General features: G+C 70.6%; 23 protein-coding genes. 9 read left to right on the top strand and 14 right to left on the bottom strand.

Going from position 1 to position 23078, the window contains the following annotated elements; translation table 11 throughout:
* Window positions 1-56 precede the first annotated feature (56 nt).
* A complete protein-coding gene (locus tag AAIL17_RS04755) occupies window positions 57-479 on the bottom strand; it encodes a VOC family protein (RefSeq protein WP_424681671.1) in 423 nt (140 codons plus the stop codon).
* A 28-nt stretch (window positions 480-507) separates the two neighbouring features.
* On the opposite strand from AAIL17_RS04755, the gene AAIL17_RS04760 reads away from it, so the two are divergent.
* The gene (locus tag AAIL17_RS04760; RefSeq protein ID WP_424681672.1) at window positions 508-1413 is read left to right on the top strand and encodes a ZIP family metal transporter; all 906 of its coding nucleotides are present in this window, start codon (window positions 508-510) and stop codon (window positions 1411-1413) included.
* A gap of 85 nt (window positions 1414-1498) precedes the next feature.
* Here AAIL17_RS04760 and AAIL17_RS04765 read toward each other — a convergent pair whose 3' ends face one another.
* Complete coding sequence (locus AAIL17_RS04765) at window positions 1499-2395, bottom strand: manganese catalase family protein (protein WP_424681673.1); 897 nt, start codon at window positions 2393-2395, stop codon at window positions 1499-1501.
* 337 nt (window positions 2396-2732) lie between these two features.
* On the bottom strand, window positions 2733-4205 hold the full coding sequence (locus AAIL17_RS04770) for an AAA family ATPase (protein WP_424681674.1): 1473 nt from the start codon (window positions 4203-4205) through the stop codon (window positions 2733-2735).
* A 102-nt stretch (window positions 4206-4307) separates the two neighbouring features.
* Between AAIL17_RS04770 and AAIL17_RS04775 the strand changes: the two genes are divergently transcribed.
* From AAIL17_RS04775 to AAIL17_RS04805, 7 genes are all read left to right on the top strand, one after another.
* Window positions 4308-5396 carry a PQQ-dependent sugar dehydrogenase gene (locus tag AAIL17_RS04775; RefSeq protein WP_424681675.1) on the top strand — a complete coding sequence of 363 codons (1089 nt, stop codon included), beginning with the start codon at window positions 4308-4310 and terminating at the stop codon, window positions 5394-5396.
* A gap of 172 nt (window positions 5397-5568) precedes the next feature.
* The gene (locus AAIL17_RS04780) at window positions 5569-6189 is read left to right on the top strand and encodes a YbhB/YbcL family Raf kinase inhibitor-like protein (RefSeq protein ID WP_424681676.1); all 621 of its coding nucleotides are present in this window, start codon (window positions 5569-5571) and stop codon (window positions 6187-6189) included.
* A gap of 122 nt (window positions 6190-6311) precedes the next feature.
* Window positions 6312-6467, top strand: a complete 156-nt coding sequence (locus tag AAIL17_RS04785; RefSeq protein WP_091335435.1) for a DUF1328 domain-containing protein — start codon at window positions 6312-6314, stop codon at window positions 6465-6467.
* A gap of 141 nt (window positions 6468-6608) precedes the next feature.
* The gene (locus tag AAIL17_RS04790) at window positions 6609-6947 is read left to right on the top strand and encodes a DUF883 family protein (RefSeq protein ID WP_424681696.1); all 339 of its coding nucleotides are present in this window, start codon (window positions 6609-6611) and stop codon (window positions 6945-6947) included.
* A 24-nt stretch (window positions 6948-6971) separates the two neighbouring features.
* Window positions 6972-7421 (top strand): ABC transporter ATP-binding protein, encoded by a 450-nt coding sequence (locus AAIL17_RS04795; protein ID WP_424681677.1) that lies wholly within the window; start codon window positions 6972-6974, stop codon window positions 7419-7421.
* Window positions 7418-7714 carry a hypothetical protein gene (locus tag AAIL17_RS04800; RefSeq protein WP_424681678.1) on the top strand — a complete coding sequence of 99 codons (297 nt, stop codon included), beginning with the start codon at window positions 7418-7420 and terminating at the stop codon, window positions 7712-7714. The genes AAIL17_RS04795 and AAIL17_RS04800 overlap by 4 nt, the downstream gene beginning before the upstream one ends.
* A complete protein-coding gene (locus AAIL17_RS04805) occupies window positions 7711-8853 on the top strand; it encodes an AI-2E family transporter (protein WP_424681679.1) in 1143 nt (380 codons plus the stop codon). The genes AAIL17_RS04800 and AAIL17_RS04805 overlap by 4 nt, the downstream gene beginning before the upstream one ends.
* Here AAIL17_RS04805 and AAIL17_RS04810 read toward each other — a convergent pair.
* The 7 genes from AAIL17_RS04810 to AAIL17_RS04840 form a co-directional block, all read right to left on the bottom strand.
* Window positions 8850-9767, bottom strand: coding sequence for a hypothetical protein (locus AAIL17_RS04810; protein ID WP_424681680.1), 918 nt, complete (start codon window positions 9765-9767; stop codon window positions 8850-8852). The two genes, AAIL17_RS04805 and AAIL17_RS04810, sit on opposite strands and share 4 nt — an antisense overlap.
* The gene (locus AAIL17_RS04815; protein WP_424681681.1) at window positions 9767-10543 is read right to left on the bottom strand and encodes a hypothetical protein; all 777 of its coding nucleotides are present in this window, start codon (window positions 10541-10543) and stop codon (window positions 9767-9769) included. The genes AAIL17_RS04810 and AAIL17_RS04815 overlap by 1 nt, the downstream gene beginning before the upstream one ends.
* A 17-nt stretch (window positions 10544-10560) precedes the next feature.
* Window positions 10561-11553: a hypothetical protein gene (locus tag AAIL17_RS04820; protein ID WP_424681682.1), complete on the bottom strand. Its 993-nt coding sequence runs from the start codon at window positions 11551-11553 to the stop codon at window positions 10561-10563.
* Between the two features lie 33 nt (window positions 11554-11586).
* Window positions 11587-12525, bottom strand: coding sequence for a TolB family protein (locus AAIL17_RS04825; RefSeq protein WP_424681683.1), 939 nt, complete (start codon window positions 12523-12525; stop codon window positions 11587-11589).
* 139 nt (window positions 12526-12664) lie between these two features.
* Window positions 12665-13411 carry a LytR/AlgR family response regulator transcription factor gene (locus tag AAIL17_RS04830; RefSeq protein WP_424681684.1) on the bottom strand — a complete coding sequence of 249 codons (747 nt, stop codon included), beginning with the start codon at window positions 13409-13411 and terminating at the stop codon, window positions 12665-12667.
* Window positions 13408-14511 carry a sensor histidine kinase gene (locus AAIL17_RS04835; RefSeq protein WP_424681685.1) on the bottom strand — a complete coding sequence of 368 codons (1104 nt, stop codon included), beginning with the start codon at window positions 14509-14511 and terminating at the stop codon, window positions 13408-13410. The genes AAIL17_RS04830 and AAIL17_RS04835 overlap by 4 nt, the downstream gene beginning before the upstream one ends.
* 65 nt (window positions 14512-14576) lie before the next feature.
* A complete protein-coding gene (locus AAIL17_RS04840) occupies window positions 14577-15473 on the bottom strand; it encodes a TolB family protein (protein WP_424681686.1) in 897 nt (298 codons plus the stop codon).
* 273 nt (window positions 15474-15746) lie between these two features.
* Between AAIL17_RS04840 and AAIL17_RS04845 the strand changes: the two genes are divergently transcribed.
* On the top strand, window positions 15747-16259 hold the full coding sequence (locus AAIL17_RS04845) for a nuclear transport factor 2 family protein (RefSeq protein WP_424681687.1): 513 nt from the start codon (window positions 15747-15749) through the stop codon (window positions 16257-16259).
* Window positions 16260-16266: 7 nt separating this feature from the next.
* Here the strand turns inward: AAIL17_RS04845 and AAIL17_RS04850 are convergent, their stop codons facing one another.
* The 4 genes from AAIL17_RS04850 to AAIL17_RS04865 form a co-directional block, all read right to left on the bottom strand.
* Window positions 16267-17301, bottom strand: coding sequence for an NADP-dependent oxidoreductase (locus AAIL17_RS04850; protein ID WP_424681688.1), 1035 nt, complete (start codon window positions 17299-17301; stop codon window positions 16267-16269).
* Between the two features lie 47 nt (window positions 17302-17348).
* Window positions 17349-18749 carry an efflux transporter outer membrane subunit gene (locus tag AAIL17_RS04855; RefSeq protein WP_424681689.1) on the bottom strand — a complete coding sequence of 467 codons (1401 nt, stop codon included), beginning with the start codon at window positions 18747-18749 and terminating at the stop codon, window positions 17349-17351.
* Between the two features lie 207 nt (window positions 18750-18956).
* On the bottom strand, window positions 18957-22145 hold the full coding sequence (locus tag AAIL17_RS04860; RefSeq protein ID WP_424681690.1) for an efflux RND transporter permease subunit: 3189 nt from the start codon (window positions 22143-22145) through the stop codon (window positions 18957-18959).
* An 89-nt stretch (window positions 22146-22234) separates the two neighbouring features.
* Window positions 22235-22903 carry an efflux RND transporter periplasmic adaptor subunit gene (locus AAIL17_RS04865; protein WP_424681691.1) on the bottom strand — a complete coding sequence of 223 codons (669 nt, stop codon included), beginning with the start codon at window positions 22901-22903 and terminating at the stop codon, window positions 22235-22237.
* Between the last annotated feature and the right edge of the window lie 175 nt (window positions 22904-23078).

Consider the following 23078-nt stretch of genomic DNA (forward strand, 5'->3'; position numbering starts at 1 on the left):
ACCACCGGAACCTTCCGTGGTGCGCTGAAGCCCACCCTACGCACGACGCGTGCGCGTCACTTCGCGAACAGCCGCGAGGGATCGGCGAACGCCTTGAACTCCAGCGCATTCCCGCACGGGTCGAGCAGGAACATCGTGGCCTGCTCGCCCGGCTGGCCGGCAAAGCGGGTATGCGGCTCGATGACGAAGCGCGTGCCGGCGCGGCGCAGCCGATCGGCCAGCGCCTGCCACGCCTCCATCGACAGCACCAGCCCGAAGTGGCGCACCGGCACGGCGTCGCCGTCCACGTCGTGCGCGGCCACGGCGCGCGCCTCCTCCGGCGCCAGGTGCGCGACGATCTGGTGGCCGTGGAAATCGAAGTCGACCCAGTGCTCGCTGGAGCGGCCCTCCGGGCAACCGAGCAGCTCGCCGTAGAAGGCGCGCGCGTCGGCCAGCGACGTCACCGGGAAGGCGAGGTGGAAGGGCGGCAGCGTGTTCATTCGGGACCCGCGGCGAGGGCGTTCCAGCATGGGCGGCGCGCTGCCGACGGTCAACGCCGTTCACGCCGCCGTGCCGGCGCGGCGGCATGCTTCCCACTCGAAGGAGGCGCAGCGACCGCATGCCCGCAATGCACCCAGCCAGGCGCAGGACCCGCGGATGGCGCTGACGCCGGTGCTCGCCGCGTTCCTGGGCGGCTGCGCGGGTGCCGCCGCCACCGCGCTGGGTACCGTGCCGGCGCTGTTCGCGCGCAACATCGACCAGCGCACGCAGGACACCATGTTCGGCTTCGGCGCCGGCGTCATGCTCGCGGCCAGCGCATTTTCGCTGGCGCTGCCGGGCATCCACGAGGCGCAGCGCCAGGGCCAGGGGCCGTGGGCGGCCGGCGCGCTGGTCGGCCTGGCGATCCTGCTCGGCGCCGCGGCCCTGGTACTGCTCGAGCGCGTGCTGCCGCACGAGCACTTCATCAAGGGACCCGAAGGGCATCCCTCGCTGCGGCTCAAGCGGGCCTGGCTGTTCGTGTTCGCCATCTGCCTGCACAACCTGCCGGAAGGCCTGGCGATCGGCGTCGGCTTCGGGCCGGGCCTCGCGCACGGCGTGGCGCTGGCCACCGGCATCGCGATCCAGGACCTGCCCGAAGGGCTGGTGGTGGCGATCGCGCTGATGGCGGCCGGCTACCGCCGGCGTTGGGCGGTGTCGGTGGGGATGGCGTCGGGGCTGATCGAACCGGTCGGCGCACTGGCCGGCGCCGGCGTGGTGAGCGACTACCCGATGCTGCTGCCGGTCGGCCTGGGCTTCGCCGCCGGGGCCATGCTGTTCGTGGTCAGCCACGAGATCATCCCCGAATCGCACCGCCAGGGGCACGAGCATTTCGCCACCGGCGGGCTGATGGTCGGCTTCGTGCTGATGATGCTGCTGGACACCGCGTTCGGTTGAGTGCCTCGGACACCCGTCCTTCCCCCGCACCGCGGGGGAAGGTGCCCGAAGGGCGGATGGGGGAAGCCCTTGCCGGAACCCTCAACTAATGGCGGGTGCCTTGCGACTGGCCGCCGTTGCGGCCCAGCTCGGCGCCGGTCTCCGGATTGATCGAGGGATTGGAGCGGGTGCGCTGCGCCATCTGCATCAGCACCGAGCGCTGCCTGTCGTCCATCGACACCTCCGGCGTGCCGCTGCCGCCGTCCATCGCCAGCATCTGCTCGCGGTCGCTGACGAACTGGAAGTTCTCGTCGCTGTTCCATGGCCCGCGCATGTCGCCTTCGCCCTGCGAGGTGTTGACGTAGACGTCGGCGAACTCCGGTTTGCCCGGCAGCTTGCCCGGCGGGAAGTTCGGCTGGATCGCGTACAGCGCCTTCTCGAAGGACTGCTGGTGCGAGATCTCGCGCGTCATCAGGAAACCCAGGGCGTCGCGCACGCCGGCATCGGCGGTGAGGTTGATCAGGCGTTCGTAGATGATCTTGGCGCGTGCCTCGGCCGCGATGTTGGAACGCAGGTCGGCGGTGGGCTCGCCGATCGAGTCGATGTAGCCGGCCGTCCACAGCTGGCCGCCGGAATTGGTCAGCGCCGGGCCGCCGCCGTAGAGCACCTGGGTGACGTGCGAGTCGTTGCCGGCGCCCTGCAACTCGCGGAACGCCTGCGCCTGCTCCTCGGCGCCCTCGGCGAGCTTGCCCTTGGCACCCTTGTTGAGCATGCCGACGATGGTGCCGATCACCTCCAGGTGGCTGAGCTCCTCGGTGGCGATGTCCAGCAGCATGTCCTTGCGGCCGGGATCGTCCTCGGCCAGTGCCTGGGTGAAGTAGCGCATCGCCGCGGCAAGCTCGCCCTGCGGGCCGCCGAACTGCTCGAGCATGAGGTTGGCGAGCGCCGGGTTGCATTCGGCAACCCGCACCGTGTACTGCAGGCGTTTGTTGTGGGCGAACATGATGGGTCCTTGTGTCGTCTGCGGAAGGAGACGGCCGGCACGGAGCACCGGCCGCGAGGGTCCCCGAAGGCGGCAAGAACCGTGCCCTTGCTGGCGCCGCGGTTTGTGGGGGTCGCGCCATGACCGGAGACGCAAGATTTGCGCTCCGCTGAAACATTTGCAGTGGAGGAGGGCGCGCGTGGTGTTGCTCCTTCTCCCCTCCGGGGAGAAGGCTGGGATGAGGGGCGGGGGCTCGCGGGAAGGGCGGTTTCGAGCCTCGCCCGGTAGCTACTTCATCGCTAGAGCGACCCCTCACCCCAACCCTCTCCCCGCAGGGGAGAGGGAGCCGATCCTACGATCAGTCGGCCGGCACGCAGCGCTCGCGCGCCCACTCGCGCAAGGCCTGCACCGGTTCGCGCATCAGCACCGACAGCGGCCGGGTCTGTTCCAGCGCATGGCACAGCGCGGCCTGGTCCGGCGGCGCGCCGCTGCCGGCGGTGTCGTACAGCGCGCTGACGATGGCCTGCTCGATCTCGGCGCCGGAGAAGCCGTCGCTGGCCGCCGCGAGCGCTGGCAGATCGAACGCGGCCGGGTCGAGGCTGCGCCGCTTCAGGTGCAGGCCGAAGATCGCCGCGCGCGCCTCGGGCGAGGGCAGGTCGACGAAGAAGATCTCGTCGAAGCGGCCCTTGCGCAGCAGTTCGGCCGGCAACTGGTCGACCGCGTTGGCGGTGGCGACCACGAACACCTTGGCCTTGCGTTCGGCCATCCAGGTCAGCAGATAACCGAGCACGCGGCGCGACACGCCACCGTCCTCGCTGCCGCCGCTGGCCAGGCCCTTCTCGATCTCGTCGATCCACAGCACGCAGGGCGCGAGCAGTTCCACGCTGGCCAGCGCCTCACGCAGATTCTTCTCGGTCTCGCCCTGGTACTTGTCGTACAGCGTGCCGAAATCCAGCCGCACCAGCGGCACGCCGAAGCCGCCGGCGGTGGCCTTGGCCGCCAGGCTCTTGCCGCAACCCTGCACGCCCAGCAGCAGCACGCCCTTGGGTGGATCGAGCGCCGGTTGCGGGTCGAGGAACACCGCGCGACGGCGCTGCACCCAGGCATTGAGGCGCGCCACGCCGGCGACGTCGGCGAAGTTCGCGGTGGCGTACTCGTAGTGCAGCAGGCCGGAGCGGTTGAGCAGCTCGAACTTCGCGCGCATCAGTTCGGGCAGGTCGGCGTTGCCCAGCGCACCGTCGTTGTAGATCAGCTTGCGCACGATGCGCCGCGCGTCCGGCGCCGACAGTCCGACCAGGTTGCGCACCAGCGTGCGCGCCGCCTCGCTGTCGACCTCCAGCCGGCGGCCCTGCTCGCGCTGCCAGGCGGCCGCCTCGCCGCGCAGGATGCCGGCCAGCTCCTTCAGGTCCGGCAGCGCCAGCGGTACGCGCGTGGCGAGGGCTTCCAGTGCCTCCGGCAGTTCGATCTTCGCGCCGACCAGCACGACGGTGTGCGCCGCGCTCTTCTGCCGCTGCACGATCTCGCGCAACTGCCGCAGGCTCATCGCGTAGCGCAGGAACGGGTGGAAATCGAACAGCAGGTACACGCCGCGCGTGTCGGCAGCGCGGATGGCGTCGAGCGTGGCGCTGGCGTCGGGGGCGACCGGCGCGCCGGGCTGGGCGAAATCCAGTCGGCCCAGGCCGTCGGTGAGCGTCCAGCGCCACAGCGGGCGCAGCGACTGGGCGATCACGTGGCGGAAGCACTCGATCACGCGTTGCTCGTCCACCGTCTCGATCACCAGCAACGGCGTGGCCGCGCGGACCAGGGTGGCCAGGTCGTCCAGTTCGCTCATGCATCCCCCTTGTGAGGCGCGTACGGTAGCAGGAGCGGCCCGGTCCTTTCCGGCTTCACGGCTTCGGCGCTACGCTGGGCGTTCCCCGCAAGGAGAGCCGACATGCGTGTGCCGTTCGTGCTGCTGCTCGTCCTGTCCGTCGCACCCGCCTGGGCCGCGCCGTCGCTGGACCGGCTCACCCTGCCCAAGGGCTTTCACATCGCCGTCTATTCGGACCAGGTGCCGCAGGCGCGCGAACTGGCGCTGGGCGCGAAGGGCACCGTGTTCGTCGGCTCGATGGACGCCGGCAAGGTCTACGCACTGACCGACGCCGACCACGACGGCCGCGCCGAGAAGGTGCGCGTGATCGCCAGCGGCCTGCAGCTGCCGGTCGGCGTCGCGTTCCACAAGGGCGACCTGTACGTGTCGGCGGTCAGCCGCATCCTGGTGCTGCGCGACATCGAGAACCACCTGGACGATCCGCCCAGGCCCGAGGTCGTCTACGACAGGTTCCCCACCGAGACGCACCACGGCTGGAAGTTCATCGCCTTCGGTCCCGACGGCAAGCTGTACGTGCCGATCGGCGCGCCGTGCAACCTGTGCGACAAGGACAAGGCCTACGCCAAGCTGACCCGCATGAATGCCGACGGCACGGGTCTGGAGGACGTCGCCTACGGCATCCGCAACACGGTCGGTTTCGACTGGCAGCCTTCCACCGGCAAGCTGTGGTTTACCGACAACGGCCGCGACCTGCTCGGCGACGACGTGCCCAGCGACGAGCTGAACCGCCTGGACCGCGTCGCTGAACATTTCGGCTACCCGTACTGCCACCAGGGCGACATCCTCGATCCGGAATTCGGCAAGGGCCACGACTGCAAGGACTACGCGCCGCCGGTGCTCAAGCTGGGCGCGCACGTGGCGTCGCTGGGCCTGCGCTTCTACACCGGCAAGCAGTTCCCCGCGCACTACCGCGGCGCGATCTTCGTCGCCGAGCACGGCTCGTGGAACCGCACGAAGAAATCCGGCTACCGCGTGATGACGGTGCGGCTGAACGGCGGCAAGGTCGCGTCCTACGAGCCGTTCATCACCGGCTTCGAGCAGGACGAGCAGTCCTGGGGGCGGCCGGTGGACGTGCAGCCGCTGCCCGACGGCAGCCTGCTGGTGAGCGACGACCAGGCGGGGGCGGTCTATCGCGTGACCTACGGACGTTGAGGCTCTGCTCCCTCTCCCCTGCGGGGAGAGGGCCGGGGTGAGGGGCCGGGCTTGCGGAAACTTTTTCATGCGAGCCCTGAAGGACTCGGCTCTTGCGAGGCAGAGCGATCCCTCACCCCAACCCTTTCCCCGCAGGGGAGAGGAAGCCGGATTTCGATAGAGGAGGATTCCCATGCAATTGCGCAGCAACGATTTTGAAGACGGCCAGCCGATCCCCCGCGCATGCGCCTTCGGCAAGCCCGGTGATCCGATCGCCCTGTCCGACAACCGCAACCCGCACCTGGCCTGGCGCGATGCGCCGCCGGGCACGCGCTCGTTCGTGCTCACCTGCATCGATCCCGACGCGCCCAGCCGTGGCGACGACGTCAACAAGCAAGGCCGCACGGTCAGCGCCGACCTGCCGCGTACCGACTTCGTGCACTGGCTGATGGCCGACATCCCGGCCGACTGCGGCGAGCTTGGCAACGGCGCCTGCAGCGACGGCATCACGCCGCACGGCAAGCGCGCGCCGACCGGCCCGTCCGGCAGCCGGCAGGGCGAGAACGACTACAGCGGCTGGTTCGCCTCCGATCCGGAGATGGCCGGCACCTACCTCGGCTACGACGGCCCGTGCCCGCCCTGGAACGACGCGCGCGTGCACCGCTACCGCTTCGAGCTGCATGCGCTGGATACGCCAGGCCTCGGCCTTTCTTCGGGCTTCAGTCTCGACCAGCTGCGCGCGGTGATGGACGGCCATGTACTGGCGAGCGCCACGTTGACGGGGACCTACGCGATCAACCCGGATGCGAAGTGAACGCGGGGGCGCACGGACATGCGCCTCTTCACGTGCAGATGGCAGCCCCTGTGGATGAATGATCGGCGTCTGGCCATGCGGGCCGGCCCGGGGGATCGTCACCTACCCAGAGGTAAGCCGTCATGCTGCATTACGCCATCGTCTTTCTGGTCATCGCCATCATCGCCGCGATCCTCGGTTTCGGCGGCATCGCCGGCGCGGCCGCGGGCATCGCGAAGATTCTCTTCGTCATCTTCCTGATCCTTGCGATCATTGCCTTCTTCCGCCGCGCCAGTTGAGCGGCGGCGCCGTCACCCTTCCACCGGGAGAACGCCATGACCAACCCGATCCAAAGCTCCTCCACACCGCGCGACCCCGGCCTCAACCCGGCGATGTCGAACCCGGCGATGGCCGATGATCCGCTGGCGGATACGGCGGCCATGTCGAAGGCACACAACCGCATCGACCAGGGCGCCGAGCGGGTCAAGCAGGCCACCTCCGAAGCGGTGGCGCGCACCAAGCAGGCGGTCAACCACACCGCCGACAAGGTCGAGGCAGGCGTGCACCGCGCGGCCGACAAGACCGCCGATGCCGCGCACCGGGCCAACGACAAGGCGGCCGAGCTGGCCGACCGCAGCCGCGAACTGCGCGACGAAACCATGGACAAGGCCGAGGCGTGGATGGCGCAGGCGCGCGAATACGTGCGCGAGAAGCCGATGCAGTCGATCGCCATCGCGGTGGGCGCCGGCTGGCTGCTGGGTCGTATCCTTCGCCGCTGACCCCTTCGTCGACGAGTGCCAGGGATGCCTGAGGCCGAACAAGCCAGCCCCGACGGCGCCGCCGACGCGACGCCGCCTGCCGGTGTGCTCGACGAGCTGGGCCGGCTCGGCCATGGCGTCAAGGACCTGTTCGGCGCGCAGCTGGAGCTGCTCTCGGCCGAGGTGGGACTGGCGCGCAGCGCGCTCTCGTGGATGCTGCTGGCGGGCCTGGCCGCGACCGTGGCCGGCGTAGGCCTGGGACTGACCCTGCTGGCGCTGGTCGGCGTGCTGCTGGCCAAGTGGTTCGCGTCCTGGGTGTGGGCGCTGGTCGTGCTGGCCGTGCTGCAGTTGCTGTTCGTGCTGGGCGCGATCCTGTTCTTCCGCCGCTGCATGCACTGGATGAGCCTGCCCGCCACGCGCAACGAATGGAGTGCGATGATGCGCGAGACCAAGGCACGGGCCCGGCGGCGGGCGGAAGGGGAGGACGCGGCATGAGCATGTTCGGCCAGCACGCGCGGGTCGTCGCCGCGCAACGGCGTATGCACGAGGCGCGCGAAGCGGTGGCACTACCGGCCTCGGCCCTGCTCGCGCGGGGCGAACGTCACCCGTGGGCGATCCTGGGCGTGGCCGCCGGCGCCGGCTTCGTGATGGGACGGATGAAGATGCAGCCGCTGCGCCTGCCCGGCATGGGCAGCCTGCTCGGCGCGCTGGTGAGCGAGGCGACCACCATCGGCGCCAGCTTCCTGGCCGCCCACTCCGCGACCCAGTCCGCCGTCGAGGACGCATGAACCTGCCCGATCCTGCCGCTGCGCCGGCCGCGGTCGACGCGGCGCCGGCGACTGTGCCCTCGCCGGTCGCCGGCACGCCGCAGTTGCGCTTCGCGCGCAGCCTGCGCCGCCACCTGCTGGCGGTGCGAATCGTGCTCAACGCGCTGCTGGTGCTGGCGTTGCTCTATACGGTGACGATCACGCGCGTACTGCTGATCCCGCTGGTGCTGGCCGCGTTCATCGGGCTGGCGCTCAACCCCATCGTGGCGGCCGGCGCGCGCCACCGGGTGCCGCGCTGGTTCACCGCCAGCGTGTTGATGGTTGCGCTGCTGGCCGGGCTGGGCGCCGGCGTCGGCGCGCTGGCGCAGCCGGCGCTGGGCTGGTTCCATGGTGCGCCCGCGGCGATCAAGAGCTTCGTGCCCAAGCTGCGCAGCGTCACCAAGCCGCTGGAGGCGGCCAACCGCGCCACCCAGAGCCTGGTCGGCGGGCCGGTGCGCGCCCAGCCGCCGCATCCGACCGCGGTGGCGATCACCGCGTGGGACGTGGTGTCGACCGCACCGAAGGTGCTCGCCGCCGTGCTCACCGTGGTGCTGCTGGTGTTCTTCTTCCTGATCTACGGCGATTCGCTGCTGCGGCGGCTGGTGGAGATCTCGCCCGGCTTCGCCTACAAACGGCACGCGGTGGAAATCGTGCGCAGCATCCAGATCGAGGTCTCGCGCTATTTGCTCACCGCGCTGGCGATCAACGCGAGCCTGGGCGCGCTGACCACGCTGATGCTTTGGCTCTACCACATGCCCGATCCGCTGCTGTGGGGCGTGGTGGCGATGACCGCCAACTTCATTCCCTACGTCGGCGCGATCACCACCACCATCGTGCTGGCGCTGGTGGGCATGATCCATTCGCACGACCTGGGCACCGCGCTGCTGCCGGCGGTCACCTTCGCCGGCATCACCGGCGTCGAGGGCAACCTGATCACGCCGATGATCCAGGGCCACCGCATGCGCCTGTCGCCGATCGCCATCCTGATCTGGCTGCTGGTGTGGGGCTGGCTGTGGGGCATCCCCGGCGCGCTGCTGGCAGTGCCGATGCTCACCAGCGTCAAGCTGATCACCGAGCGCGTGCGCGGCTGGGGCTGGTTCGCGGTGATGGTGCAGCGCTAGGGGTGTTTCAACGGCGTCGCGTCGGCGTGCCTGCGCAGCCACGGCTCCAGCGACAACTGCCGGATGCCGGACTGGCCGGTAACGTAGACGGTATGCCCGTCGGGCGCGAGATGGGCGCCCCACGGCAGGTCGCGGTTGACCTCGTTGCCCAGGTCGATCGGATGGCCCCAGTGGTCGCCCTCGCGGAAGGCGATGCACAGGCGCCCGAGGCCGCCCTTGACCTTGCCGTAGTCGAACACGATGAACGATTCGTCGGGTGCCACCGCGGGATCGTGCGTCGACATCGCCGGATCGCCGAGGCCGGCCCGTTCGGGCGGCAGGTAGCGGCCCTCGCGGTAGCGCGAGCGCCAGGTGTGCATGACCCTGGCCTCGGGATCGAAGCGCATGAAGTACAGCGTGCCGTCGGCGGCGACGCTGGCGAAATCGATGAATACATCGTTGTTGATCAGCGGCCCGAGCCACACCGGCTTGCCCCAGCCCTCACCCTGGCGGTCGACCCGCCACAGATTGGAGCCCGGCGCGCGGCCACCGACGAAATAGTCCTGCACCAGCGGCGGGCCGCCGGGCCGTACCGGACGGTCGGAATCGAACAGCAGGTAGCTGCCGTCCGGCGCCACCAGCGGGTCCTGGTCGAACCAGCGGCCGGAGAAGGCGGCGATCTGCGGCGGCGTCCAGCGGCCGTCGACGCGGCGCGAGACCATGATGGTCTTGCGCGCGCCTTCGCTGCGGTCGAAGAACACCGTGTCGCCATCGGGCGTGAAGGCCAGCGTGTCGTCGCTGTCGGCGTGCAGGATGCCGTCCAGCGCGACCGGCCGCGGCACGGCCGGGTCGGGCGTGGCGGCGTGCGCGATGCCGCCGAGCAGCAGGCTTGCGGCCAGGCAGAGGCGGGCGGCGTGGACCGTGCGGGCGCGCATCAGCGGGTCTCCACGCGCGGCGTGGCGTTGAGCAGGATGTACTGGCGCTCGACGCCGTCGATGCGGCCGAGCTCGGCGGAGCTGAGCGTGACCGGCCGTTCGCTGACCAGTTCGTCGCTGAGCACGATGCCGTCGCGGAAGGTGGTGCGGCCGTGCCAGTGCGCGCGGCCGGCCTGTCGCGCCACCGTGTAGGAGCGCTCGCCGCGGGTCAGCGTGACCTGCGGCGCGTCGCCCAGCCAGGGACCGTTGCCGCTGCCTTCGCGCTCCAGCGATACGGTGTGGCTGGCCGGATCGAACGCCACCACCGTCACCGTCTGCCGGCCGGCCGGGCCCAGTTCCCACGGCGCGTCGATGTCCACCGTCCAGTGCTGGCCGACCCGCAGCGTGGCCGGCGGCCGGCCCCACAACAATGGGTTGTAGGCAAGCCCGCTGGCATCGGTATTGGGCGCGCACTTGCCGTCGAAGCAGTTGGTGGCGCCCTCGTCGGGCAGCGCCACGGCGCCGCTGCCTGCGGGCCGGCCGTCGTAGCGGTAGTCGATGCGCAGGCGCGGCGGCGTGGCCGCGGCGTCGACCACGCGGTAGGTGGCGGTGCCGCTGACGCGGCGCACGGCCTCGTCGAAACCGGGCGCCTGCAGGGCGATGGTGCGCGAGAACACATTGCCGAAGCTGTCGCCGGCGTGCAGCCTCGGCGTCAGCGCGGCGGCGGTGGCCGGGGCGGCGCTGCCCACCGTGGGCAGCGACAGCAGGGCCAGCAAGGCGGGCAGGAAGCGGGTCATGCGGATTCCTTGCGATCTCAAGGTGAGATTCCGTGCGCGCGCAGCACGTCGGAGATGTCCACGCGCCAGAGGTTGCGCGAACCGTTGAGCGGCGCGGACAGGCGCTGCTGCAGCGAGCGGGCGTCGTCGTGCGCCTTCGGGAACGTCATGGCCGGCTGCCGGTTGCTCGACACGTACAGCTCGCCGAAGCGGCGACCCAGTGCGGGCGCGTTTTCCAGCGCGTCGCTGTTGACCTCGCCGCCCAGGTGCTCGGGCTTGCCCCAGCGGCCGTCGGGCTGGCGGAAGGCGATGTAGATGTCGGCGCGGCCGATCGCGTCGCCTTCGTCGCCGGCGAACAGCACGAAGCGCTGCTGCGGATCGATCGCCGGGTCCATGCGGTTGTGCGCGACGTCGCCCAGGTCGACCCGCTCCGGCGCGGCCTGGCCATGCGCGGTATGGCGCGCCACGTAGATCTGGTAGGCCTTGCCCGAGTCGGGGCGGTGCGCGGAGAAGTAGATGTCGCCGTTGGCGGCCACCGACGGGTTGTAGATCATCGCGCCGTCGTTGAGCGCGCCGTCGACGTGCACCGGCTCACCCCAGCGGCCTTCGGGCTGGCGCTCGACGTACCACAGGTTGGTGCCGGCGAACCGGTGGCCGCCGTTGTCGGCCTGCAGCGGCGCGCCGCCTGGCTGCAGCGGGCGGTTGGAAACGAAATACAGGCGCTGGCCGTCCGGCGAGAAGGTGGGTTCGGAGTCGTGCCACCGGCCGGAGAAGGCCGCGACCTGCGGCGTGGACCAGCGGCCGCCGCGGCGCTGCGAGTAGAGGATGGTGTCGTCCTTCTCGGAGAAGTCCGAGCGCAGGAAATAGACCGTGTTGCCGTCGGGCGAGAACGCGGCGGAGGTTTCCTGCAGGCCAGTGGAGATCACGCCGGGGCCGAGCAGTTCGGCGGCCGGTGCTGCGTACGCGCCCAGCGGCAGTGCGGAGATCGCCGCGGCGCAGGCGGCACCGGCGGCGAGATAGCGAAGGGACATGGAGGCTCCTTGCGGGCGATCAGCGGGTGAAGTTCAGCGCGCGTGGTGCGCGGCCAGCCACGGCGCCAGCGGCAGCCGCCAGATGTGGTTGTTGCCGTTGTCCCACGCACGCATGCGCTCGAGGTCGGCCTGCGCCTGCGCCGGCGGGCGCGGGTACGCCACCGGCGTCGTGTGGTTGCTGGTGAAATACAGGGTGGTGCCGTCGGGACCCAGGTGCGAGCCCCACGGCTCGTAGCGGTTCACCGCGTCGCCCAGGTCCACCGGCGTGCTCCAGCCATCGCCGTCGCGGAAGGCGAGGTACAGGCGGTCGGGCACGTCCCTGCCGGCGTAGTTGGCGTCGAACACCAGGAACGAGCCGTCCGGTGCGATCGCCGGGTCCAGCTCGTGCGCGCGCGGGTCGCCCAGCGCCAGCCGCTGTGGTGGCTGGTAGCGGCCGTCGCGCCAGGCCGTGCGGTAGAGGTGGAACTCGTGTTCGGGCTCGTCGCGGCGCTGGTAGAGCACGTCGCCGTTGGCCGCCACGCTGGGCGCGAAGATGCCCGGGCCGTCGTTCACCACGTCGGGCAGGCGCACCGGCGTGCCCCAGCCGCCGCCGTGGCGGTCGACGCGCCACAGATGGCCGCCGTGCACCGGCGCTCCACCCGGGACGTCCGGCCGGTTCGAGGTGAACACCAGGAACGATCCGTCCGGCGCCATCGCCGGGTCGTGGTCCAGCCACTGCCCGGAGAACGGCGCGATGCGCGGCGTCGACCAGCCGGTGGCGGTGCGGTGCGCCTCCATGATGAAGGCGCTGCGGCCGGCCTGCTGGTCGAAGTAGACGGTGGCGCCGTCGGGCGCGAAGGTCAGGCAGTCCACGCCCGCCGGACCGGAGATCGTGCCGGGCGCGAAGATCTCCGGCTGCGCGGTGTCGGCTGCGCCGGCGGCGGTGCCGGCGAGCGCGAGCGAAAGGGCCAGGGCGATGCGGTAGAGGCTCATGCGGCCGTCCTTGCGGGGAAGGCCGCCAGCCTCGCGCGCCGGCACGCGGGGTGCCGCGGGTTTGTGACGAGCGGTCGCTACGGCGGGCCGGACGGCACCCTGGAAAACGGGAATCCTCTCCGCAGGAAGGGGACGTCGCTCAGCTCATCCCCAGCGCCCGCCACGCGTGCGCACGGAAGCGCCGGCTGAGGTCCAGCCGGGTGCCGTCGTGCAGTACCACCTCGGCGCTGCCCTTGAACAGCGGATGCACTTCGCGGATGCGCTCCACGTTCACCAGCGTGCCGCGGTGGATGCGCAGGAAGCGCGCCGGATCGAGCGCGGCGAGCAGATGCGCCAGCGTCTCGCGATGCAGGTAGGCCTGCTTGCCGACGTGGATGTGCACGTAGTTGCCGTCGGCCTCGATCCAGTCGATGGTGTCGGTGGCGATCACGCGGATGTGCTCGTCCACGCGCACGCTGATCCGCTGCAGCGGCTCGGCGACGGACTGCGGTGCCGGCGCGCGCGCCTGCAGCCCGTGCCAGTGCTGGCGCACCCGCGCGAGCGCCTGGTCGAAGCGGGCCTGGTCGATCGGCTTGAGGATGTAGTCCAGCGCATGCGCGTCGAACGCGCGCAGCGCGTGCTGGCCGTAGGCGGTGGCGAACACCACCATCGGCAAGGTGTCCGGCTTGAGCTGGTGCAGCAGCTTGAAGCCGTCCATGCCGGGCATGCGGATGTCCAGGAACATCAGGTCCGGCGCCAGCGCACCGATCGCCTGCATCGCCTCGGCGGCATTGCCGCATTCGCCGACGATCTCGACATCCGCGTGCGCGGCCAGCGCCTGGCGCAGCGCCAGCCGCGCCAGCACCTCGTCGTCGACCAGCAGCGTGCGGATCGGCGCGCCGTTCATGCCAGGTGCTCGCGGAAGGGCAGGCGCAGTTCCACCCGCGTGCCGCCGTCGGCCTTGCGCTCCAGCGCGAGGCTGGCCGCCGCGCCGAACAGCACGCGCAGGCGCGCGCGCGTGTTGCCCAGGCCCACGCCTTCGGCCGCACCGCCCGGCGGCAGGCCCAGGCCGTCGTCGTCCACGCGCAGGTGCAACGCGTCGCCGTCGCGATGGCTGGTCACGTGCAGGCGGCCGGGTTCGGCCTTGGCCAGCAGGCCGTGGCGCAACGCGTTCTCCACCAACGGCTGCAGGATCATGCTGGGCACCGCGGCCTGCAGGGTGTCGGCATCGACGTCCAGCTCGGTGCTCAGGCGATCCTGGAAACGCACCTCCTGGATCGCCAGGTAGCAGCGCAGGAATTCGATCTCGCGCGACAGCGGCACTTCCACCGCGTGGTACTCCTCCAGCGTCAGGCGCAGCAGGTCGCTCAGCCGCGCGATCATCAGCCGCGCCTGGATCGGATTGGCCAGCGCCAGCGCGGAGATCGCATTCAACGTGTTGAACAGGAAGTGCGGCTGCAGTTGCATGCGCAGCGCCTGCAACTGCGACTGCGCGAGCTGGCCTTCCAGTTGCGCGGTGCGCAGGCGCTCGTCGCGCAGGCGCCGGCGCGAATCCATGCCCAGCAGCACCACCAGCACGATCCAGTAGGTCACCACCGCCAGGTGGTAGCTGTAGGCGAACTCCATGCGCACGTACTGGCCCAGCGTGTGCACCGGCATGCGGCCGGGACCGCACAGGAACCAGAAGATCACCAGGTGCACCAGCAGTTGCGCCAGCGCGATGAGCAGACTCGCCGGTACGTGCACGGCGACGAAGCGCCGCCAGCCCGCGCCGGCGCCGCGCCGGCCCAGCCAGCCCACCAGCGGCACCAGCAGCATCCACAGCCAGAAGTTGGCCAGGTTCCACACCAGCGCGCGCGACCATGCCGGCGGATAGCCCTCGCTGATCGAGGACAGGCCGCCGCTCAGCGCATAGGAAAGCGCCAGCAGCGTCCAGCAGGCGAACGCCAGCGCATGGCGTTGCCACCGCGTGCCGGTGAGTGCCGAGCCTCCGTCGACGGTTTCCATCGCGCTGCTCCCGCCAGAACCAGGAGCGGCAGTGTGCAACCTGCCGCCGGCTCCGGAAAGGTGTCTCATGGCCTGGGGGCGTGGTGTCCGAGCCAGTCGGCGAGGGCGAAGCGGTGGATGCGCTTGTCCGCGCCGCTGAAATACAGCGTGGCCCGGTCCGGGCTCAGTCGCGACTCGGTGCCCGACGGCCCCAGCGGCACGGGCGTGCCCCAGCCGCCGCCGGCGCGCGCGAACGCGATGAAGATCGCGCTGCTGGTATCGGTCGAGGGCGGCCGGTCCGAGCTGAACACGATGAAGGACTGGTCCGGCGCGACCGCCGGGTCGTAGTCGGCCAGCCGTCCGCTGCTGAAGGACAGCGCGTGCGGGGCCTGGTAGCGGCCACCGGCGAAGCGGCTGAGGTAGAGCCGGAAATGGCCGGTCTGCGGGTCCGGCTGCATGAAATACACGCTGCCGTCCGCCGCCACCGCCGGCGCGTACACCGAGCTGCCGGCGTTGACCGTCCCGGGCAGCCGTTGCGGTACGCCCCAGCCCTGCGCGGTGCGCGCCACCCGCCACAGGTTGCCGCCGCGGCCGGGCTGGAACTGGCCCTCGTAGTTGCCGTCCAGCGGCTTGCCCTGCGCGCCCGCGGGTCGGTTGGAAACGAAGATCAGGAACGAGCCGTCCGGCGCCATCGCCGGTTCCAGGTCCATCCAGTCGCCACCGGAAAACGGTGCCGGCTGCGGCGCGGACCAGCCGCTGCCTTCGCGGCTGGCGACGAGCACGCGGCGCGTGATGCCGTGGCCGCGCGCGAATACCACGGTGCTGCCATCCGGCGTGAAGGCGGGAGAGGCATCGTGCTCGAGCGCCCATGGCCCGGGCGCCGGCGGATCGACGGCCGCGGTGTCGGCGCGCGCCGGCGGCGCGGCAACGACTCCCAGTGCCAGGCCGAGGGCGAAGAGGGCGGTCAGCGATCTGCTGTGCATCGACGGATTTCCTTGGGCAAGCGGCCGCAGCCGACATGACCGCAGGCTGGCGCCGACGTGTCGGCCTGTCGTGCGGCCTGTGACGGGCGGCGCGCCGGTCGCCTCCAGCGGCGCGCGCCAGCGGGTGGAAGGGCGCGCGCCGCCGCTGGTGTGCATCTGGCGACCGCCGGTCACCGCGGCGTCGTCGCTCGCCCCGTTCCGGCGGCGCGCGTGCAGGGCGCGGGGCAGCCTGTGGGCGCGGCGATGCCGCCGCCCATAGACGAGGAACCCGACATGACGCATCGCCCTTTTCGTCTCAATCCCGTCCGCCTGGTCGGCGCCGGCTTGTGGTTGGCCGCGGCTGCGGTCGCAGCGCACGCGATGGCGGCCTCGCGCGACGGCGCCGTGGACGAGACCGCCAGGACCGCCGCGGCTGTGATGGCGGTGGACCAGCACTGGTCGGATGCCGAAACCGACGGCGACACCGCCTGGCTGGAGCAGATGCTGCTGCCCGAGTACCGCTCGGTGAGCAACAAGGGTGTGGCGACGCCCAAGGCCGGCATCGTGGCGCACGCGGCGAAGAATCGCGGACTGGACAAGGACAAGCAGAAGCAGATGGTCGAGGCCTGGCGCAAGGCGCACCCGTCCGAGTCGAAGGTGGTGCTGCACGGCGACACCGCGATCATCACCTTCTACGACCCGGCGCAGGGCCCGCAGCTTGGCGTACGTTCCGTGGACGTCTTCATCCACGAAGGCGGCCGCTGGCATGCGCTGTACTCGCAGCACAGCGGATTCGGAGGCGGCTGATCCGCGCTCAGGCGTCGGCCACGCGCACCACCAGCTTGCCGAAGTTGCGTCCCTGCAGCAGGCTGACGAAGGCGGCCGGTGCGTGCTCCAGGCCGTCGACGCGATCCTCGCGCAACGCGATGCGGCCTTCGGCAAGCCACTGGCTCATGTCGCGATGGAACGCCTCGAAACGCTCGCCGTAGTGGTCGAGGATGACGAAACCCTGCATGCGGATGCGCCGCTGCAATAGCGTGGACATCACCCGCGGCAGCCGGTCCGGCCCGGGCGGCGGCGCCGCGTCGTTGTAGTGCGCGATGACGCCGCACACCGGCACGCGCGCGCCGTCGTTGAGCAATGGCAGCACCGCATCGAACACGGCGCCGCCGACGTTCTCGAAATACACGTCGATGCCGTCGGGGCAGGCGGCGGCGAGGCGCTCGCCCAGCCCCGGCGCGCGATGGTCGAGGCAGGCGTCGAAGCCCAGCTGCTCGACCGCATGCCGGCACTTCTCCGCGCCGCCGGCGATGCCGACCACGCGCGCACCCTTGAGCCGGGCGATCTGCCCGACCACCGAACCCACCGCGCCCGTCGCGGCAGCCACCACCACGGTCTCGCCCGGGCGCGGCTGGCCGATGTCGAGCAGGCCGACATAGGCGGTGAACGCGGTCATGCCCAGGCCGCCCAAAGCCAGCGAAGGTTGCGCCATGTCGCCCAGCGGAGTCAGGCCGGTGCCGTCGGAAAGCGCGTAGTCCTGCCAGCCGGCGCTGGCCAGAACCAGCTCGCCGACGCCGAACCCGGGGTGGCGCGAGGCGACCACGCGGCTGACCGTGGCGCCCACCATCGGCTGCTTCAGCGGCACGGCCGGCGCGTAGCGGGTGCCGCCTTCGTCCATCAGGTTGCGCATGTAGGGATCGAGCGAGAGATACAGCGTGCGCAGCAGCACCTGTCCCTCGGCCGGCACAGGCACGGCCGCTTCGTCGAGGCGGAAGTCCTGCACAGTCGGCTCGCCCAGCGGGCGGACGGCGAGCAGGATGCGTCGGTTGATGTCGGGGCGCTGCGGCATGCGGGTTTCCTTCGGGGGCGTGGGGGGCGGTGCGAGCCGACGCCCGCTCAGGGCGCGCGTACCAGCGTGCTGCAGCGCGCGTCGCCGCAGGCCTGCCAGCCGCCGCCCAGCGCCTTGTACAGGGCGATGGCGCGCAGGTTGATGCCGGCCTCGGCCTCGGCCAACTGGTCCTCCGCGCTCAATTGCGTGCGCTGGGCGTCGAGCAGTTCGAGGTAGTCGATGGCGCCGGCGTCGTAGCGGATCTTCGCCAGCTTCGCCGCGTGTTCGCTCTGGTCGGCCTGGTCGAGCAGGTGCTGCACGCGCACTCGCTGCTGGTTGTAGCCGACCAGCGCGTTATCGACGTCTTCCAGCGCGCGCAGCACGGTGCGCTGGTAGGTGGCGAGCGCGGCATCGGTGCGCGCCTCGCTGGCCTTCACGCCCGAGCGCACGCGTTGCACGTTGAGGCCGGACCAGCTGATGCTCGGCGCGATCGACCAGGCGCGCGTGGATGGGCTGCCGAAGTCGTTGCTGCGCCCGGCGAGGAAGCCGAGGAAGCCGCCCAGTGAGACGTGCGGGAACCAGTCCGCCTTGGCCACGCCGATGCGTGCGGTGGCGGCGGCAAGCTCGCGCTCGGCGATGCGGATGTCGGGGCGGCGACGAAGCACGTCGTCGGCATTGCCGATCGGCAGGGTGGTGTCGATCGGCGTGAAGTGCGCGCTGGAAAGGTCGATGTCCAGCGCACCGGGACGCTCGCCCAGCAGCACGGCGAGGCGGAAGGTATCGGCCTGCGCCTGCGTGGCGAGCACCGGCAGCGTGGCCTCGACGCCGGCCAGGCGCGCGCGGGCGCTGGCGACGTCCTGCTCCGAACCGGTGCCGAGCGCGGCACGGCTTTCGATCAGCTCCAGCGCCTCGCGCTGGTTGGCGATGTCGCGCTGCGCGACCTCGATGCGCAACTGCGCGCCGCGCAGGTCGAAGTAATTGCGCGCGACCTCGGCGAACAGCGTCACCTGTGCGTCCTGCAGCGAGGCGGCGGCCGCGTCGCTGTCGGCACGCGCAGCCTCGACCTGTCGCCGCACGCCGCCGAACAGGTCCAGCTCCCAGCTGGCGTCGAAGCCGGCCTGGTAGGCGGTGGTGGTGGTGCGCTGTTCGCTCACGCCCGGCGTCTGGCCACGGCTGCGCGTGTAGCTGGCGCCGGTTTCGATGTCCGGCCACTGCTGCGAACGCGCGGTGCCGAGCAGGGCGCGCGCCTCGTCGAGATGGGCCAATGCGATCTTCAGGTCCGGCGCGTTCTTCGCGGCGCGGGTGATCAGGGCGTCGAGCGTGGGATCGTTGAACTGCTTCCACCAATCGGCCTGGAAATCGGCGCCGGACTGGCGTGCGGTGTCGACGCCCTGCAGCGCGACCGGTTTTTCCGCCGGGTGGTGATAGTCGGGGCCGACGTTGATGCAGCCGGCGAGCAGCGCCGCCATCGCCACAGCCAGGATGCGGAGCGCGCTCCTGGCCCCCTCTCCCCTCCGGGGAGAGGGTTGGGGTGAGGGGGCGGGGCTCGCGGGGAAGCTCATAAGAACTGGCTCTGATGTGAGGCCGTCGCTAGCGCGGCCCTTCACCCCAGCCCTCCCCCCAGTTTTGATAAAGGATGGGGGAGAGGGAGCCTAGCTTTCGTATCTTGAAACATCTCAATGCTCCTCGATCGCCGTCGGCAGGGCGGGATGGCGCGCGGCACGCCTTGCCGCCGCACGCTCGCTCCAGCCGCGCACGATCACGTAGAACAGGGGGGTGAACAGCAGGCCGAAGAAGGTCACGCCCAACATGCCGGAGAACACCGCCACGCCCATCGCATGACGCATCTCCGCGCCGGCGCCGTGCGAGGTCACCAGCGGCACCACGCCCATGATGAAAGCGAAGCTCGTCATCAGGATCGGACGCAGTCGCAGCCGTGCCGCTTCCAGCACCGCCTGCCAGCGGTCCAGTCCTTCGTGGATCTGCGCCTCGCGGGCGAACTCCACGATCAGGATGGCGTTCTTGCAGGCCAGGCCGACCAGCACGATCAGACCGATCTGGGTGAAGATGTTGTTGTCGCCACCCGACAGCCACACGCCGGCGATGGCGGACAACAGCACCATCGGCACGATCAGGATCACCGCCAGCGGCAGGGTCAGGCTCTCGTACAGCGAGGCCAGCACCAGGAACACCAGCAGCACGCACAGCGGGAACACCAGCACCGCGGTGTTGCCGGCCAGGATCTGCTGGTAGGTGAGCTCGGTCCACTCGTAGCTCATGCCGTTGGGCAGGTTGTCCTTCGCCAGCTTCTCCATCGCCGCCTGCGCCTGGCCCGAGCTGTAGCCCGGCGCCGGACCGCCGTTGATCTCGGCGGTCGGGTAGCCGTTGTAGTGCTGCACGCGGTCGGGGCCGACGCCCTGGTGCACGCTGACGAACGAGCCCAGCGGTACTGCTTCACCAGCCGCATTGCGTGTCTTCAGCCGCAGGATGTCTTCCGGTTCGCGGCGGAAGCCCGGCTCGGCGGACACGTTGACCTGGTAGGTGCGCCCGAAGCGGTTGAAGTCGTTGACGTAGAGCGAGCCCATGTAGGCCTGCATGGTCTGGTAGACGTCGGCCAGGTTGACGCCCTCGGCCTTGGCCTTCTCGCGGTCCACCTCGGCGTCGATCTGCGGCACGCTGACCTGGTAGCTGGAGAACAGCCCGGCCAGCGCCGGCACCTGCTGGCTCTTGGCGATCAGGTTCTGCGTCTGCTTGTAGAGCTCCTCGAAGCCCTGGTCGCTGCGGTCCTCGACCTGGATGCGGAAGCCGCCGATCGTGCCCAGTCCCATCACCGGCGGCGGCGGGAACACCGCGATGTAGGCGTCCTGGATCGCCGCGTACTTCTGGTTGAGCGCACCGGCGATGGCGCCGGCCGACAGCGCAGGATCGGTGCGCTCCTCGAACGGCTTCAGGGTCACGAAGACGATGCCGGAGTTCGGCGAGTTGGTGAAACCGTTGATCGACAGGCCCGGGAACGCCACCGCGCTCTCCACGCCCGGCTGCTTCAACGCGATCTCGCTCATGCGGCGGATCACGTCCTCGCTGCGGTCGAGCGAGGCGGCATCGGGCAACTGCGCGAAGGACACTAGGTACTGCTTGTCCTGCGAGGGCACGAAGCCGGTCGGCACGTGGATGAAGCCGAACACGCCCAGCGCCACCAGCGCGCCGTAGATCACCAGCGCCGGCGCGCCCTTGCCGAGCACGCGCCGCACGCCGCCGACGTAGCTGTCCGCACCGCGCACGAACAATCGGTTGAACGGGCGGAACAGCCAGCCGAAGCCGCGCTCGAGCAGGAGGCTGAAGCGGTCCTTCGGCGCGCCACGCTCCTTCAGCAGCAGCGCGGACAGCGCGGGGCTAAGGGTCAGCGAATTGAACGCGGAGATCACCGTGGAGATCGCGATGGTCAGCGCGAACTGGCGGTAGAACTCGCCGGTCAGGCCGCTGATGAAGGCCGCCGGGATGAACACCGCGCACAACACCAGTGCGGTCGCCACGATCGGCCCGGTCACCTCGGTCATCGCGCGGCGCGTGGCTTCCTTCGGTTTCAGTCCGTGCTCGATGTGGCGCTCGACGTTCTCCACCACCACGATGGCGTCGTCCACCACGATGCCGATCGCCAGCACCAGGCCGAACAGCGACAAGGCGTTCAACGAGAAGCCGGCCAGGTACATCACCGCGAAGGTGCCCACCAGCGAGACCGGCACGGCTACCAGCGGGATGACCGAGGCGCGCCAGGTCTGCAGGAACAGGATCACCACCAGCACGACCAGCAGGATCGCCTCGAACAGCGTGTGCACGACCGCCTCGATCGAGCCGCGCACGAACACGGTCGGGTCGTAGACGATCTTGTAGTCGACGCCCTGCGGGAAGTCCGCCTTCAGCTGCGCCATCGTGGCGCGCACTTCATCGGAGATCTGGATCGCGTTGGAGCCGGGCCGGGCGAAGATCGGCAGCGCCACCGCCGGCTTGTTGTCGAGCAGGCTGCGCAGCGCGTAGTTGTTCGAACCCAGCTCGACGCGCGCCACGTCGCGCAGGTGCGTGACCGCGCCATCCTTCGTCGTGCGCAGCACGATGTTGGCAAAGTCGTCCTCGGTGACCAGGCGGCCGCGGGTGTTGATGTTGAGCTGGAAAGCCGCGCCGTTCGGTGCCGGCGGTGCGTTGAGCGAACCGGCGGCCACGTCCACGTTCTGCTCGCGGATCGCGTTGACCACGTCGCCGGTGGTCAGGCCGCGCATCGCCAGCCGCTCCGGATCGAGCCACACGCGCATGGAGTACTCGCCGGCGCCGAACAGCTGCACGTCGCCCACGCCGTCCAGCCGCGCGAGCTGGTCCTTGATGTGCAGCCGCGCGTAGTTGGACAGGTAGAGCATGTCGTAGCGCTGGTCGGGCGAGATCAGGTGCACGACCATGGTCAGGTCCGGCGAGCTCTTCTGCGTCGTCACGCCGAGCCGCTGCACTTCCTCGGGCAGCCGCGGCAGCGCCTGCGCCACGCGGTTCTGCACCTGCACCTGGGCGTTGTCCAGGTCGGTGCCGAGCGCGAAAGTCACCGTCAGCGTCATCGCGCCGTCGCTGGTGGCCTGCGAGGAGGTGTAGAGCATGCCTTCGACGCCGTTGATCTGTTCCTCCAGCGGCGTGGCGACGGTGGCGGCGATCACCTTGGGATTGGCGCCGGGATAGCTGGCGCGCACCACCACCGTCGGCGGCACCACTTCCGGGTATTCGCCGATCGGCAGCTTGAACAGCGAGATCGCGCCGGCGATCACGATCAGCACCGACAGCACGCCGGCGAGGATCGGACGCTCCACGAAGTATTGGGCGAGTTTCATGAGGTTTTCCTGGATCCGTCATTGCGGGAGCACCGTCGGGCGTGACCATCGGTTCCGGCCGCGCCCGGGGCACTCCTGCAGAAGTTCTTTCAGTTGCGCGAGGCGACCTTGCCGTTGCCGCCGCCGGCGCGGGCCAGCCGGCTGTCGGCATCCAGGCTGCGGCTCTCCATCGCGACCAGGGTCGGGTTGACCTGCATGCCCGGACGCACGTGCTGCAACCCGTTGACCACCACCACGTCCTTGGCGGTGAGGCCGGCGGTGACCACGCGCAGCCCGTCGACCAGCGGCCCCAGCGTGACCTTGCGGTACTCGACCTTGTGGTCCGGTTCGAGCACGTAGACGAACTTGTTGCCCAGGTCGGTGCCGACCGCGCGCTCGTCGATCAGCGCACGCGGCTTCGTGCTCGGCGTGCGCAACTCGAGCCGCACGTACAGGCCCGGCGTATAGCGGCCGTCGGCGTTGTCGAACACCGCGCGCAGGCGCATCGTGCCGCTGTCGGCATCGAGCTGGTTGTCGATGAAGTCGATGCGGCCTTCGTGCGGGTAGCCGTCCTCGTCGACCAGGCCCATCGCCACCTGCGGCGCGCTGCCGTGCTCGCGGCGCAGCTTGTCCAGTTTGAGGTAGGCGTGCTCGTCGATGGTGAAGTAGGCATACACCGGATCGACGCTGACCACACGGGTGAGCACGTCGGCAGGCGTGACCAGGTTGCCGGCGGTGATGCGCGCGTTGCTGACGCGGCCGTCGATCGGCGCGCGCACTTCGGTGAAGCTGCGGTCCAGCTGTGCCGCTTCCAGCGCCGCACCGGTGGCGGGGGGGGGGGGGGGGGGGGGGGGGGGGGGGGGGGGGGGGGGGGGGGGGGGGGGGGGGGGGGGGGGGGGGGGGGGGGGGGGGGGGGGGGGGGGGGGGGGGGGGGGGGGGGGGGGGGGGGGGGGG

This window comes from Frateuria sp. YIM B11624, from assembly GCF_049727805.1.
Classification (GTDB): domain Bacteria; phylum Pseudomonadota; class Gammaproteobacteria; order Xanthomonadales; family Rhodanobacteraceae; genus Frateuria_A.

Excerpts from the sequence above, each read along its gene's own strand:
- AAIL17_RS04785 (WP_091335435.1), top strand. The coding sequence starts at position 6,312 with ATGCTGCATTACGCCATCGTCTTTCTGGTCATCGCCATCATCGCCGCG.
- AAIL17_RS04775 (WP_424681675.1), top strand. The coding sequence starts at position 4,308 with ATGCGTGTGCCGTTCGTGCTGCTGCTCGTCCTGTCCGTCGCACCCGCC.
- AAIL17_RS04795 (WP_424681677.1), top strand. The coding sequence starts at position 6,972 with ATGCCTGAGGCCGAACAAGCCAGCCCCGACGGCGCCGCCGACGCGACG.
- AAIL17_RS04840 (WP_424681686.1), bottom strand. The coding sequence starts at position 15,473 with ATGCACAGCAGATCGCTGACCGCCCTCTTCGCCCTCGGCCTGGCACTG.
- AAIL17_RS04850 (WP_424681688.1), bottom strand. The coding sequence starts at position 17,301 with ATGCCGCAGCGCCCCGACATCAACCGACGCATCCTGCTCGCCGTCCGC.
- AAIL17_RS04800 (WP_424681678.1), top strand. The coding sequence starts at position 7,418 with ATGAGCATGTTCGGCCAGCACGCGCGGGTCGTCGCCGCGCAACGGCGT.
- AAIL17_RS04790 (WP_424681696.1), top strand. The coding sequence starts at position 6,609 with ATGTCGAAGGCACACAACCGCATCGACCAGGGCGCCGAGCGGGTCAAG.
- AAIL17_RS04805 (WP_424681679.1), top strand. The coding sequence starts at position 7,711 with ATGAACCTGCCCGATCCTGCCGCTGCGCCGGCCGCGGTCGACGCGGCG.
- AAIL17_RS04835 (WP_424681685.1), bottom strand. The coding sequence starts at position 14,511 with ATGGAAACCGTCGACGGAGGCTCGGCACTCACCGGCACGCGGTGGCAA.
- AAIL17_RS04860 (WP_424681690.1), bottom strand. The coding sequence starts at position 22,145 with ATGAAACTCGCCCAATACTTCGTGGAGCGTCCGATCCTCGCCGGCGTG.
- AAIL17_RS04770 (WP_424681674.1), bottom strand. The coding sequence starts at position 4,205 with ATGAGCGAACTGGACGACCTGGCCACCCTGGTCCGCGCGGCCACGCCG.
- AAIL17_RS04830 (WP_424681684.1), bottom strand. The coding sequence starts at position 13,411 with ATGAACGGCGCGCCGATCCGCACGCTGCTGGTCGACGACGAGGTGCTG.
- AAIL17_RS04760 (WP_424681672.1), top strand. The coding sequence starts at position 508 with ATGGGCGGCGCGCTGCCGACGGTCAACGCCGTTCACGCCGCCGTGCCG.
- AAIL17_RS04845 (WP_424681687.1), top strand. The coding sequence starts at position 15,747 with ATGACGCATCGCCCTTTTCGTCTCAATCCCGTCCGCCTGGTCGGCGCC.
- AAIL17_RS04810 (WP_424681680.1), bottom strand. The coding sequence starts at position 9,767 with ATGCGCGCCCGCACGGTCCACGCCGCCCGCCTCTGCCTGGCCGCAAGC.
- AAIL17_RS04765 (WP_424681673.1), bottom strand. The coding sequence starts at position 2,395 with ATGTTCGCCCACAACAAACGCCTGCAGTACACGGTGCGGGTTGCCGAA.
- AAIL17_RS04780 (WP_424681676.1), top strand. The coding sequence starts at position 5,569 with ATGCAATTGCGCAGCAACGATTTTGAAGACGGCCAGCCGATCCCCCGC.
- AAIL17_RS04825 (WP_424681683.1), bottom strand. The coding sequence starts at position 12,525 with ATGAGCCTCTACCGCATCGCCCTGGCCCTTTCGCTCGCGCTCGCCGGC.
- AAIL17_RS04755 (WP_424681671.1), bottom strand. The coding sequence starts at position 479 with ATGAACACGCTGCCGCCCTTCCACCTCGCCTTCCCGGTGACGTCGCTG.
- AAIL17_RS04855 (WP_424681689.1), bottom strand. The coding sequence starts at position 18,749 with ATGGCGGCGCTGCTCGCCGGCTGCATCAACGTCGGCCCCGACTATCAC.
- AAIL17_RS04820 (WP_424681682.1), bottom strand. The coding sequence starts at position 11,553 with ATGTCCCTTCGCTATCTCGCCGCCGGTGCCGCCTGCGCCGCGGCGATC.
- AAIL17_RS04815 (WP_424681681.1), bottom strand. The coding sequence starts at position 10,543 with ATGACCCGCTTCCTGCCCGCCTTGCTGGCCCTGCTGTCGCTGCCCACG.